This is a genomic window from Neobacillus vireti (assembly GCF_001026695.1).
Classification (GTDB): Bacteria; Bacillota; Bacilli; order Bacillales; family Cytobacillaceae; genus Neobacillus; species Neobacillus vireti.
This window is the reverse complement of record NZ_LDNB01000006.1, coordinates 217,690-230,032: the sequence shown is the minus strand read 5'-3', so window position 1 is coordinate 230,032 and position 12,343 is coordinate 217,690. Positions and strand designations below refer to the sequence as shown.

12 protein-coding genes are annotated in these 12,343 nt (G+C 42.2%); 2 read left to right on the top strand and 10 right to left on the bottom strand.

Annotated elements, in window-relative coordinates:
* Positions 1-497 precede the first annotated feature (497 nt).
* Positions 498-1,028: a DinB family protein gene (locus AA980_RS07305; RefSeq protein WP_034725069.1), complete on the bottom strand. Its 531-nt coding sequence runs from the start codon at positions 1,026-1,028 to the stop codon at positions 498-500.
* A 217-nt stretch (positions 1,029-1,245) separates the two neighbouring features.
* On the opposite strand from AA980_RS07305, the gene AA980_RS26210 reads away from it, so the two are divergent.
* Positions 1,246-1,389 carry a DUF3934 domain-containing protein gene (locus AA980_RS26210; RefSeq protein ID WP_024030769.1) on the top strand — a complete coding sequence of 48 codons (144 nt, stop codon included), beginning with the start codon at positions 1,246-1,248 and terminating at the stop codon, positions 1,387-1,389.
* Positions 1,390-1,474: 85 nt separating this feature from the next.
* Here the strand turns inward: AA980_RS26210 and AA980_RS07300 are convergent, their stop codons facing one another.
* From AA980_RS07300 to AA980_RS07280, 5 genes are all read right to left on the bottom strand, one after another.
* Positions 1,475-1,684 (bottom strand): hypothetical protein, encoded by a 210-nt coding sequence (locus AA980_RS07300; protein ID WP_024030768.1) that lies wholly within the window; start codon positions 1,682-1,684, stop codon positions 1,475-1,477.
* Positions 1,685-1,701: 17 nt separating this feature from the next.
* Positions 1,702-2,907, bottom strand: a complete 1,206-nt coding sequence (locus AA980_RS07295) for a hypothetical protein (RefSeq protein ID WP_156351212.1) — start codon at positions 2,905-2,907, stop codon at positions 1,702-1,704.
* Positions 2,904-3,368, bottom strand: a complete 465-nt coding sequence (locus tag AA980_RS07290; RefSeq protein WP_024030766.1) for an RNA polymerase sigma factor — start codon at positions 3,366-3,368, stop codon at positions 2,904-2,906. The genes AA980_RS07295 and AA980_RS07290 overlap by 4 nt, the downstream gene beginning before the upstream one ends.
* A 625-nt stretch (positions 3,369-3,993) precedes the next feature.
* Entirely contained in the window at positions 3,994-5,376 is a 1,383-nt protein-coding gene (locus AA980_RS07285) for an L-cystine transporter (RefSeq protein WP_024026895.1), read from the bottom strand.
* A 119-nt stretch (positions 5,377-5,495) separates the two neighbouring features.
* Positions 5,496-7,685 carry an alpha-galactosidase gene (locus AA980_RS07280; RefSeq protein WP_024026894.1) on the bottom strand — a complete coding sequence of 730 codons (2,190 nt, stop codon included), beginning with the start codon at positions 7,683-7,685 and terminating at the stop codon, positions 5,496-5,498.
* A gap of 164 nt (positions 7,686-7,849) precedes the next feature.
* Between AA980_RS07280 and AA980_RS07275 the strand changes: the two genes are divergently transcribed.
* Positions 7,850-8,455 carry a DedA family protein gene (locus AA980_RS07275; protein WP_024026893.1) on the top strand — a complete coding sequence of 202 codons (606 nt, stop codon included), beginning with the start codon at positions 7,850-7,852 and terminating at the stop codon, positions 8,453-8,455.
* An 87-nt stretch (positions 8,456-8,542) separates the two neighbouring features.
* On the opposite strand, the gene AA980_RS07270 is transcribed toward AA980_RS07275, so the two are convergent.
* The 4 genes from AA980_RS07270 to AA980_RS07255 form a co-directional block, all read right to left on the bottom strand.
* A complete protein-coding gene (locus AA980_RS07270; RefSeq protein WP_024026892.1) occupies positions 8,543-9,298 on the bottom strand; it encodes an NRDE family protein in 756 nt (251 codons plus the stop codon).
* A gap of 141 nt (positions 9,299-9,439) precedes the next feature.
* A complete protein-coding gene (locus tag AA980_RS07265; RefSeq protein ID WP_024026891.1) occupies positions 9,440-10,771 on the bottom strand; it encodes a cation:proton antiporter in 1,332 nt (443 codons plus the stop codon).
* 164 nt (positions 10,772-10,935) lie between these two features.
* Positions 10,936-11,673 carry a TPM domain-containing protein gene (locus AA980_RS07260; protein ID WP_024026890.1) on the bottom strand — a complete coding sequence of 246 codons (738 nt, stop codon included), beginning with the start codon at positions 11,671-11,673 and terminating at the stop codon, positions 10,936-10,938.
* Positions 11,673-12,233 carry a LemA family protein gene (locus AA980_RS07255; protein ID WP_193392234.1) on the bottom strand — a complete coding sequence of 187 codons (561 nt, stop codon included), beginning with the start codon at positions 12,231-12,233 and terminating at the stop codon, positions 11,673-11,675. Before AA980_RS07255 ends, AA980_RS07260 begins: the two co-directional genes overlap by 1 nt.
* Positions 12,234-12,343: the final 110 nt, after the last annotated feature.

Below are 12,343 nucleotides of genomic sequence, written 5' to 3'. Positions count from 1 at the left end.
CCGGTTTCCCGAAGTTATCCCAGTCTTACAGGCAGGTTGCCCACGTGTTACTCACCCGTCCGCCGCTAATCATCGGGAGCAAGCTCCCAAAGATTCACTTGCATGTNAGGATCAAACTCTCCAAGAAAGTTGATTAGCTCATAAAAGTTACGTTGGCTTAGTTTTATAAAAAAACTAAAAAATATTGTTTGTTGACGTTTTTGTTTGTTTAGTTTTCAAAGAACAATTTCTAGTGCTTCGCTTTCAAGCAGCTATATTAGAATAACATTTTAAGTTGTTAATGTCAACAACTTTTTTTGTTTTCTTTCGTCTTGCTGACGACTTTTCATATATTACAGGAGATTAATAGATTGGTCAATACCTTTTCTAAAGTTTTTTTAAAATAAGAAGCAATGATATTGTAAACAAAGCAGCGGTGGGGGTTAGGCTGCTTTGTTCAGGGCCGGTCCACTTTGGTAACAGGGATATTATAAGTGACCCTACCTCTTTAACTCCTTTTAAGACTCTTTAAGTTTGCGTATCATTTTTTTGATAATGCGAATTTGTCCGCGATGGTTCAGCTCGTCTTCAAACACATGAAACCACTTAAAGAAATTGTTTGCCGGTTTGTCCCACCAAAACGGGGTTTGCTCAAATAACCATTCATCAGGCAGGGTTTTAAACGTTTCAATTGTCGTGTTTCTGACATCGGTTAATTGCTTCAAGTAATAATCAATTGTGTTCCCCTTGATTTGCTCCCTCGCGCTGCTCCCTAAATCTAATCCAGGATTTAGTTGACTAATTTCTTCTTCCGTTAGATCCCGGATTTCAAAGGTTTCAATTTGGTACGCTTTCTCCACGGCAGCCATATGGGCTAACAGCATTCCGATTGAATTCGCCTCGTCATCATAAAGGAAGTCCAGCTCCTCAACCGTTAAATCTTTTACAGCTTCCATTGTCGTTGCTCTCGTGTAATTCATCATGGAAACCAATTTGCTAAACTCTAGACCCAAGCCGTCTTTTTGATCAATCAAAAATAATGTTTGCATATCCATTTCAAGTACCCCCCTTTGGAAAAATAATACTTACCTATTATTCGGCATTTGCTTCGGAAAACCCTTTTATGGAAAATGCGAAAGGTTTTAGATTTCTATTAGGATCTTTCTGGAATGATTGTTCTAACATTTTTCCGGGCTAATTACAGTGGTTTGTGTTAAACTAACCAAACGACGTTTAGCGGAACGAACAAAAAAATGGAGTGGTTATATGAGTAAAGCTAAGGGAAAAAGCGGAACAGGCCAAGGAACTGGCAAGAAGGGCTGGAATCGCTGGCAGGCCGGTGCCAACAAAGCAAAAAGTGCCAAACCATATGTCAGTAAAGGCACGAAAAAACCAGATAAAGCACAATAAGACCGACAACTTCAATAGAACAAAATACGATGCTCTTTATTTCAAGAGCATCGTATTTTGTTCCCTTATTATTTTCACCCCGCAGCTACTCTCTCATAAAAGATGCCGGTTTACTTCCCTTGCTCACCACAACCTTTTCACCACGGCCTACTACACGACTCAAGAGCTTTTTCCAAAATGATTGTACTTTTCTCTTTTTCGCAAACCAACTAAACCGCTCCGACTGGCATTGTTTATATCCCTCTTGGACATCTTTCATTCGTTGCTTGAGAGTATATTCATTCACATGAAACATTTCTCTTCCTCCCCCTCTTATAGAGATAGTTTACCAACATTATGAAGAGCCGCTCCATTTTCCTTTGACTTTTCTTCTTCAACACTGCCTGTGTTTACTCGGATGATGTTCTGAAGGACACCTATTAATTTCTTATCGTGAACGGTTACCTCCCCAAGGTTATCTATTGCTACAACCTTATTTCGCAGCACATCTTCGCTTACATCTTTATTAAGAATAAGCTTTCCGTTAACGATAAAATTGGTCGGATCATCTAAAGCGAGGAATTGTTCGTTTGACCAGACTTCTTCCCCCTCAATCATGATAAAGCTATGTTCATAGGATAATATTTCTGTATCTAACAGGCTTGTGAGTTCATACATAAGATCTTCTACCTGCTCATGGCAAACGATAACAGATGTAGAATGAACCTTGGCGATGGTCTCGGTGATTAATTCTCTTGTTACATCTACATCAAACAAAATCGGCTTTTTTGTATATAATTTCTTTTGTTTAAAGCGGCGTATCGAACGGTTGTTTAACCGCAGAGTTCTATTTAACACCTCATATCCTGCTGGAATCACCTCTATCTTACAACCCGCTAAAGAAGCTGTTTTTTTATATAAAAAGGCTTCCTGCTCTTCGTAAAGAAAGATTTTTCCGTGAACCTCCAACTTGCTTATTTTTTCGTCGAATTTTTCCATGTTTAAATCTTTTGAAAAGGAAAGCACTCCACTGATAACTAAAAACGCTTGCTCATCAATCGCTTGGAGGAAGGAATTTGTTAAGGTAAATTTCCCGCTTTCCATCCGCGGCGGTGTCCCTTGATAGCTTTCAAGCTCAAATGCCCCTTTGGAGATAATAGGGCTTAGTAGGCCGGAGAGATGAGCTGGACTATAAACCTTTCCATTTACCATTAAATGAAGCAGTCCTTTTTTCAAATCATCAGGATGAACGTTTTTGTCGACAATGACTTCGCCGTTCACGAGTAGATGTACCGGTTCCGAAATTGATTTCAGGTATGCATCATCGAGTTTCAGTATTCCATTAAAAAGGCTATAGCCCTCTGGCACCTCAGAGGTCGAACCAATATTTCCAATATTCAACGCTGATAAAAGACCGGCATTTCCTTCTCGATAAAGTACCATTCCAACATTTTCAATTCGTTCGATTCCCTTAATGCTTTCTTCTGTCGCATCCAGTAAATTTAATAATCCAACATTTCCAATTCGTTGATTCATCATTTTTCCTCCTCTAATACCGTTCTTAATTTTTTGATGGCTAAATGAAGTTTGTAACGCACCGTTGCGGCTGGAAGCCCCAATTGACTGCCGATTTCCTGGCTGGTAAGCCCGAGCCAATAGCGTTTAAAAATCAAATCACTTGTTTCCTGCGGCAAGTGGGATAAGAGTTCGGTTATTTCTAGGTGGCTATGGGCCGCCCCCTGAATGGAAAAGTCTAAATCGTCCTCCCACTCAGTTAACCGTTTTTCTTTTCTTCGTTCATCAATCATTTTGTTCTTCATGACACGGAAGAACCATGCCCGCTGCTTATAGTCTGGTAAAGTGTGAAGCTGCTCTTCCCTAAGTGCCTTAAGCACCGCATCCTGGACAAGGTCATTCGCTTCTTGTTCATGCCGAGCTATCGACCGGGCAAAGCGGTGCAGATCGTCTTTTAACCTTTCATATAAATCACTCACTCCCACTTTGATCACTCACTTTTGTTTTTTTAAAAGATAGGCTGGGTTAAAAATGAATGTTGATTTCCGTTCCAGGCGCTTCGCTTTCCGCGGGGCGGGCGGTGAGCCTCCTCGGCGCTAAAGCGCCTGCGGGGTCTCACCTGTCCCGCTGCTCCCGCAGGAGTCTCGCGCCTTCCACTCCAATCAACATTGTGCTCAGTAATAACAATGTTCTTTAACACGGCCAAAAGATGTTAAGAAAGTATAAATGAAGAATTTTTACTTTGAAGACTGTGATTCGCTTTCATTTAAGCGAAGAAAATTTGTTTTCTCTGCGTTCTCATATAGGTAACGATTGAAGAGCGCAAAGTGTTGGAGGAATTTGAATAAATATTTTAAACTTTCTTGGGGGTTGGATGAACGAACTCGAACAAAAGTCCTTTACTTGTATTTAAACAAACGTTGGAACAGTTTTCCAACCTTACTAATCCAAGTCATTCAACCAGTTCCAGAACACAAAAAACTGGATAGCCATTTTTAGCTATCCAGCAGCGGAATAAGTTTGGGTGTCAGGCACCGCAAAAACACATTTGTCCACCCCACGCGGACACAACGATGGTGTCTGACACCCATTATTTATTTATTTATTTATTTAAGCTTCAACAACGTTTGGTTGTTGGTATATTTCGGTTTCGAGTTCTCCTGTTGCTTTGCTTGTTAATACGCCTGCTGTCATGGAGCCGCTGACGTTTAGGGCGGTGCGTCCCATGTCAATAAGCGGTTCGACTGAGATAAGCAGTCCGGCTATCGCAATTGGCAGGTTCATGACAGATAAAACGATTAGCGCTGCGAAGGTTGCCCCGCCGCCAACACCTGCGACACCAAAGGAACTAATCATCACGACTAGAATAAGCGTCAGAATAAAAGATGGACTTGTCGGATTAATTCCAGCCGCTGGTGCAACCATTACGGCTAACATCGCCGGGTAAATCCCTGCACAGCCATTTTGGCCGATAGAAAGTCCGAAAGAACCGGCAAAGTTGGCAATCCCTTCTGATACACCAAGATCTTTTGTTTGTGTTTTAATTGTCAATGGTAATGTTCCCGCACTTGATCTTGACGTAAAGGCAAAGGTTAACGTTGGCAATGCCTTTTTCACATAATTCACAGGACTTAGTTTAGCAAAGGATATTAATAGTAAATGCACAATGAACATAAGGATGAGCGCAACATAGGAAGCAATGACAAACTTACCTAGTTTCGCAATCGCTTCAAAATCACTTGTAGCTGTCACCTTGGTGATAATCGCTAGGATGCCATAAGGTGTTAGACGAAGGATAAGTGTAACAACCCTCATAATAACGGCGTACAACGTATCAATGATTTTCGCGAAAAATTCACCCTGCTCCGGATTCTTACGTTTGACCCCAAGATAGGCAATCCCGATAAAGGCTGCAAAAATAACGACTGCTATCGTGGAGGTTGGACGTGCTCCTGTTAAATCTTGAAACGGATTACTTGGAACAAGTTCAAGAATTTGCTGCGGGATCGTCATATTTTCAACACTGACAGCCTTTTCTTGTAAAAGAGCATTTCTCGCCTTTTCCGCATCACCTTCGTTTAGATGGATGCCATCAAGACCAAATCCTAAGGCCGAACCAATGCCAATAGCTGCCGAAATGGCCGTCGTTGCAAGCAGAATGCCGATCACTAGGAAACTAATTTTCCCAATATTCTTTGTTAATTTTAATTTCGTAAAGGCACCGACAATGGAAATGAATACAAGCGGCATTACTACCATTTGTAATAGTTTTACATATCCGTTGCCAACAATGCTAAACCAATCGATGGAGCCAGTTGTGACTTCGTGTGTAGTACCGTAAATTAAATGAATGATAAAACCAAAGATAATACCTAAACCCAATGCAGTGAAAACACGTTTTGAAAAAGAAACATGCTTTTTTTGCATGATGAACAAACCAAGAATAAGTAATAGTAAAATTGCTACGTTCACAATGATCAGAACGGTATTCATCAAATTCCTCCTTAGTTAATTTATTGAAAATTCTATTACACATATTCCTATGAGTCAAGTCGGAATTTCAATTACTATTTAAGAAAAATGAAAACCTCCCAGTAAGGAGGTTTTCATTTCTAATTTACCTTTTCAATTTGATAAAGATGTGAACTGTAATCTTTTTTAATCAGTGGAAGCGTTAAGCCAATTTGCATAAGCTCATCCCCGAAAAAAACCTTATCGTCATTATTTACTTTGTACATTGCCTCCCGCTTAAGTCCGCGCAATTTCAGCCGAAAAAAAGGGGGATTCGGCGTTGCTAGGGTTTTATAATAAAAAACAACCGCGCGTTCCTGTTTAGGCGAAACATACATCCATGCCGTATCCATTCCAGCAAACGGACTTAACAGCCTGAATTGGTCACCAAAACAGACTAGGTCTTTGATTTGATGATATTGTTGGATTTGCGCGGCGACTAACGTTTTGTCGTCCTCGCTCAGTTTATCGATGTTTAATTCGAATCCTAAATTTGCCGCCATCGCCACATGGCATCTCATTAACAGCGGGGTCGTTCTCCCGACTTGGTGATTCGGCACATCTGAGACATGTGCCCCCATCGTGATCGCGGGGTATATAAGACTTGTTCCATATTGAATTTTTAACCGTTCGACCGCATCGGTATCATCACTCGTCCAAGTTTGCGGCATGTAATACAGCATGCCAGGGTCAAAACGGCCGCCGCCTCCCGAGCAGCTTTCATATAAAATCGTGGGAAATCGTTCGGTTAGTTTTTCTAAAATCCAATACAGACCAAGCATATAGCGGTGTACTGTTTCTCTTTGCCTTTCAGGTGGAAGCGCTGCCGAACCAATTTCAGTCATATTACGGTTCATATCCCATTTGACATAGGAAATCGGGGCACTCTTGAATACCTTCGAGAGTGTATCGATTAAGTAATCACATACCTCTTTCCTGCTTAGATCAAGGACCAATTGATTTCTTGACGGCGTCCGCCTGCGTCCCGGTACATGCAGGCACCAATCGGGATGCCTGCGATACAACTCGCTATCTGGCGATACCATTTCCGGCTCGACCCACAATCCAAATTGCATCCGCTTCTTACCAATATAATCAGCCAATCCTGCCAATCCATTCGGCAATTTCTTCCGATTTACCACCCAATCGCCTAACGAACTTTTATCGTTGTCACGACGCCCAAACCAGCCATCATCCAAGACAAACAGCTCAATCCCCAGCTCGTTTCCGGCATCGGCAATCTTCTTTAACTTTTTTTCATTAAAATCAAAATAAGTAGCCTCCCAATTATTAATCAAAATCGGGCGCGTTTTGTCGCGATAAACACCGCGGCAAACCCTTGTTCGCAGCAATTTATGATACGTTCTAGACATTCCGCCGAGACCGTCTGAAGAATAGACCATAATCGCCTCAGGAGTTTGAAACGTTTCCCCCGGTTTTAACAGCCAGGTAAAATCGAATGGATTAATCCCGATGCTGAGCCTTGTTGTTTGAAAAGAGTCTACTTCAATGGCAGCTTGGAAATTCCCGCTGTACACTAAACTAACGCCATAAACATCGCCGTACTCTTCATCCGTATTTCTCGAGAGCAGGGCAATAAATGGATTATGCTGATGGCTGCTTGCCCCCCTGGCGGAAGAAATGGTCTGTATCCCGTGGTGTAGGGAGGAGCGTTCGATGTGACGTTCCCGGCTCCAAGTCCCGTGCAGATGGAGCCAGTCCCAGTCCGCTTGATGGAAATCGACGGACATACTCATACATTTATGTAATTCCACTTCCCTGCTCCCAAGGTGCTCGAAGGAAACAGACCTTGTGATGACATCAAGGTCACGGTAGATTGTATAATGGAGGTTCATTCCAACCCCAAGCAGTGAATCAACCAGGGTGATGATTAATGTATCCGCCTCAGAATCATCCTCGATATAGGCAGCCGGCAATCCTTTTAGCGGACGTTTCCCTTGAAAAATCTCATGAGAATTATAGACAAATTCCGTTATCGTTGACCCATCCGCTGAACGCAGCTGATAGGCTGGCGAACGAAAATCGCCATTTCCATAAGCCGGATACTCCTGAGGCAGAGTATCAAGCGAAAACTTTGGGTCTTTCGGTTCTGTCGTCGGCGAAAACGCCCTGCCCTTAAAGGCTAGGATAGAGGAAGATTGGCGCGTCTTAACCTGCCTGCCCCAATACAAATGGGCCGGATACTTCCCTAAGACAAGCTGAATGATGTAACTAACCCTGCCATTAGATAAATGAAACACTTTCTCTTTTTCATTCCACTCAATCGGCATGCAAATTCCCCTCCTTATCAATCCAACTATATTCATTCCAAAACTAAACAATGCGACCAAGTCAAAACGGGGTAATATACAACAAAGGTCTTACATTTTTTCCGCCTTTTAGCAGAAAATAATGACGGTAATTATCTATATTGAAACTAGGATGTGTAAATGTTATGCAGCATTTGAATCATTTAATAGAACACTATGGGTATTTTGGCATTATTATTGCGTTGGTCGGAGGTATTATCGGGCTCCCGATTCCTGATGAGGTTCTGCTGACTTATGTAGGATATAACATTTTTAGTGGCAAAATGTCTTACTTACCTTCACTTCTATCTGCCTTTGCTGGGGCATGTGGCGGTATTTCGCTTAGTTATTTCTTAGGTGTAAAACTAGGCCTGCCCTTTTTAATAAAGTTTGGACCTAAATTTCATATTACGGAAGAAAAAGTGAGTAGGACAAGAAAACTTTTTTTGAAATTTGGACCTTTTCTCTTAATCGTCGGTTTTTTTATCCCCGGAGTCCGGCATATCACTGCCTATCTTGCAGGTATTAATGGCTATTCCTATCGAAGGTTTGCTCTGTTTGCCTATTCTGGCGCGGTAACCTGGTGTTTTTCTTTCATAACTCTCGGAAGGACGCTCGGTGAGAAATGGATTCTCGTTGGAACATATCTTTCTAAGTATAGTATTTATTTAATTTTTGCATTCCTGCTCGGCTGCCTCATATTTTATACCTATTGGCGAAAAAAAAGGCTGCTGGGGTTGGTCGATAAATAACATCCTTATAATAGAACTCCTTGATTTCAGGGAGTTTTTCTTTTTTAGCCGATAGGAAGACTAACTTTCATAAGCTAAACAAAGATCTTATAGTACGATCGTATATTTTTTATTATTTTCTCCAGCCTTTGAAAAGACCCGTTCCGCGTATTGAATTTCTTTTTCCGACATTAATAAAACCGTTGAACTTCTTGTCCCGTAATGCTCACTTTTGATAAACAGCGGTGAGAGCATTCTTTCCCACTCTAATGAAATGCCAGTACTAGGAAGGATACTGTCCGGTGCAGGGTCAGAATGTTGGAGCAGCTCGAAAAGCTTGTCTGCCAAATCTTCCTGTTTCCCTGTTATGATTCTTGACAGACCTTCCCTGCCTATTTTTACTTTTGGCCATTCGGTATTCAATAAATGATTACTGACACCATAAATGCCAGGCTCAATCTTTCGCAGCATCTGCTCAATATTCGAATAATAAAACAACTCATTTGCATCGCCTGCAAGTAGGTTATAGCCTGGATATTCATTATTGTAATCAGCAAGGCCTTGCAGATAATCCTTTACATTCCCTTTGTGTTTCAAGGCTTCCGCCACCAGTTCACCGCGCGACCGTTTGCCTTCAATTAACTCTTGGGGATTGCGATAGTTGGTTAGGGCAGCAAAACGCCCTTTGGTGGTGATTCCCATCCAAGTTCCCATTTTTTCTAGATCCCGGCCGGCGAGGATTTTAGGACTCTCTTCCCAGTAATGTACTGGGGCAGTCGGCCTCTGATAAAATTCATCACGGTTCGCCGCCACGATGAGTTTATATACCGGATGTACTTGATAGGCAAACAAAATTAAACACATTCCAATCACAGCCCTTTTATTAAAAATTATAACAATTTTGGGTGTCAGGCACCATGTGAAAAATTCACATGGTGCCTGACACCCTTACTGACACCCTTACCTTATTTCTAAATACGAAAAAAACCGGGTATTCCCCGGTTTCTACTTTACTGGATAATTTATTTCTTTAAATGTGTCATCGTCACTTCTTCGCCGAGGGACCACTTTCTCATCGCCTGGCATTAGTCTCCAGCCTTTGCTTACAACAATTCGCAGCCACGTTCCAGGAATCCAGGAAGTCACCAACGCTAACATAACAAGGATAGCGAAAAACTCCTGATTAATGATACCCGTTGAATAGGCTACCGATGAAAGGACGATGCCAGGGCCGCCCCGGTCATTGATTGCCAATCCTAAGTTTAAACTTGTAAAGGGGTCTTGCTTGAGGGTACGGGAAGTAATGTAAACAGCTAACGTTTGTGTTAATGTTGCAAATAATAGATAGCCAAGGAAGAACAATGGGTTAAAGTGTCTGACAAGATCTAATTGTAATCCGACCGTCGCAAAGTAGATCGGGATAAACCATGAAAATGAGATATTCGACACCCCTTGTTCTAGCCGTTCAGACACCACTTTTGGCAAGGCTACTTTTGCAACAATCCCTGCAAGCAGGGCACCAAAGATCGCCTCAACATGAAGATTACCGGCAAGTGATGCAAGCATAAACATGATAAATAAGAAGTATCCTAAATTGGATGACCTGAACAAGAGGTTCTGTTTAATGATCGTCATTCGTTTAAATAGCAGGTAGCCAAGAAACAAGGTGCCAAGAATAAACGCAGTCGATATCGAGATACTTTTCACCGCAGTACCTAGAGTAAAAACGCCTCCTTCGCTAGCGATGGCAGTGGCGAACCCTAATGCAACCCAAAGCAGTACGTCATGAATTCCTGCGCAGGCAATAACAATTTTTGCAAAACGGGTATGCATAATTCCCAGGTCATTAAATATTTTGGATATAACCGGAATCGATGTTATTGCAATGGATATTGCAATAACAATTTTGAAAGCTAAGGTGTTGTTAGCTGTACCCAAATACGGAGTAATGTTAAACCAACCCGCCGCAAGCCAGCCCACGATAAAAGCTGGAATGGTCGCACCAATTACTAATGCCGAGGTGATTTTTGCGTCTTCCTTACTAAATTTCGTCTGGAATTTAAGCCCTGAGCAGAACATCAAAAGCAGTAAACCAAACTGATAAAGAAGGCCAAACAATTTATCCTCTCCGGCAAAACCCAGAAACAACCATTTAAATGCATCCGGGAAGAAATGCCCTAATAGCGTTGGGCCGAGGACTAAGCCTGCGGCAACCTCCCCTATAACTCGTGGAATGAATATTCGCTCCGCTAAATACCCTAATAAGTGTGCCATTGCTAATAAACATCCCATAGCCATAAGAAAATGACTAATTTCCGCCCCGCTTAAACTAAACATTCCGTGCATCATCCTTTTCAACTTTTATTGGTTACTTTTTATAAAGGTATGCAATAATAGCCTCAGTGAAATGGACAATTGTCCACTGCTTGTCAAAATTAAAAAAAGGGTGTCAGGCACCATGTGAAAAATTCACATGGTGCCTGACACCCTTTTAACAAAAACTACCAGCCCCGGCTGGCGCCGCCGCCTCCTGAGGAACCGCCCCCGCCACCGCGGGATCCTCCGCCGCCTCTTCCTCCACCCCTGAACAAGATGGAAAGTAGAAGGTAGGTGAGGGTACCGCCAAAGAATTTAAAGTCAAGGAACACGACGACAACTACAATAATAATGAGGAGCCATGGCGGAATCCCTATCCCTTCATTCTTAGGTGCTGTCTGCTCTCCTCCCTTGACGCCATATTCTGCAAGTACCTCTTTCACCAGGACCTTATACGTTTCAACAACAGCATTATTCGGCTGCTGATTTTTCAAACTTGGAATAGCATATTGATCAAGAATCCGTCCTGCCTTACCATCAGGAATTCTGCCCTCGAGCCCGTATCCTACTTCAATCCTTGCTTTCCGTTCCTTCATTGCTAAAACGAGTAAGACACCGTTGTTTTCCTTTTTGCTTCCAATTCCGTACTTTCGAAATGCCTCAACGGCAAATTCCTCTATTGTTCGATCCCCGATTGTCGGGACCGTCAAAACGGCAACCTGTGCTGTCGTTCGATTTTCAAGGCTTCTTCCTAAATTGATTAACTCAGCCTTTTCCGTTTCGTTTAAAACATGGGCAAAATCCTGAACATAAATATCTCCCGTAGGGGCGGGAATTTGAACATCCTCAGCAAGTGCATTTGCTGCACATAGTAGCAAGGTGAAAAACACCAATAGAAGGCTGAAGACCCGTTTCGCATTCATCACCCATTGCCCCCAAAGTCAACCTGAGGTACTTCCTGTGCTTTAGGATCCGCTTTAAAATATTCCTTTTCATTAAACCCGGCAATTCTGGCGATGATTGCTCCCGGGAATTGCTTTACTTTTTTGTTAAACACAGCTACCTGGTCATTATAATCCTTCCGGGCAACAGAGATTCGATTTTCCGTTCCGGCCAGTTCATCCATTAATTGGGCAAACTGCTGGTTGGCCTTCAGGTCTGGATAGTTTTCTACAACGACGAGCAAACGGCTTAACGCTCCTGATAATTCGGCGTTTGCAGTCGCTTCCTCTCCCGGTGTTTTCGCCCCGGCAAGTCGTGCACGGGCATCGGAAATGGAGGTTATCACTTCTTTTTCATGTGCGGCATAACCTTTTACCGTATTTACTAAGTTGGGGATCAAGTCTAGCCTTCTTTGCAGCTGATTTTCAATTTGTGCATAAGACTGATTCACGTTTTCTTCGGAATTGACAAAGTTGTTATAGCTGGACATGAACATAAGCCCAAAAACAACAATGACAGCAATAACAATTCCGATTGCCATAAAACCTTTTTTCAAAATATCCACGCTCCTTTCTCACCTATAGGATATATCACTTTAAAAATAAGTTCCGTTTCTAATATTAGGATGAATTTCATCGCTCAATTATATGC

Excerpts from the sequence above, each read along its gene's own strand:
- AA980_RS07285 (WP_024026895.1), bottom strand. The coding sequence starts at position 5,376 with ATGAATACCGTTCTGATCATTGTGAACGTAGCAATTTTACTATTACTT.
- AA980_RS07295 (WP_156351212.1), bottom strand. The coding sequence starts at position 2,907 with ATGATGAATCAACGAATTGGAAATGTTGGATTATTAAATTTACTGGAT.
- AA980_RS07255 (WP_193392234.1), bottom strand. The coding sequence starts at position 12,233 with ATGGCAATCGGAATTGTTATTGCTGTCATTGTTGTTTTTGGGCTTATG.
- AA980_RS07260 (WP_024026890.1), bottom strand. The coding sequence starts at position 11,673 with ATGAATGCGAAACGGGTCTTCAGCCTTCTATTGGTGTTTTTCACCTTG.
- AA980_RS26210 (WP_024030769.1), top strand. The coding sequence starts at position 1,246 with ATGAGTAAAGCTAAGGGAAAAAGCGGAACAGGCCAAGGAACTGGCAAG.
- AA980_RS07270 (WP_024026892.1), bottom strand. The coding sequence starts at position 9,298 with ATGTGTTTAATTTTGTTTGCCTATCAAGTACATCCGGTATATAAACTC.
- AA980_RS07275 (WP_024026893.1), top strand. The coding sequence starts at position 7,850 with ATGCAGCATTTGAATCATTTAATAGAACACTATGGGTATTTTGGCATT.
- AA980_RS07265 (WP_024026891.1), bottom strand. The coding sequence starts at position 10,771 with ATGTTTAGTTTAAGCGGGGCGGAAATTAGTCATTTTCTTATGGCTATG.
- AA980_RS07305 (WP_034725069.1), bottom strand. The coding sequence starts at position 1,028 with ATGCAAACATTATTTTTGATTGATCAAAAAGACGGCTTGGGTCTAGAG.
- AA980_RS07300 (WP_024030768.1), bottom strand. The coding sequence starts at position 1,684 with ATGTTTCATGTGAATGAATATACTCTCAAGCAACGAATGAAAGATGTC.
- AA980_RS07280 (WP_024026894.1), bottom strand. The coding sequence starts at position 7,685 with ATGCCGATTGAGTGGAATGAAAAAGAGAAAGTGTTTCATTTATCTAAT.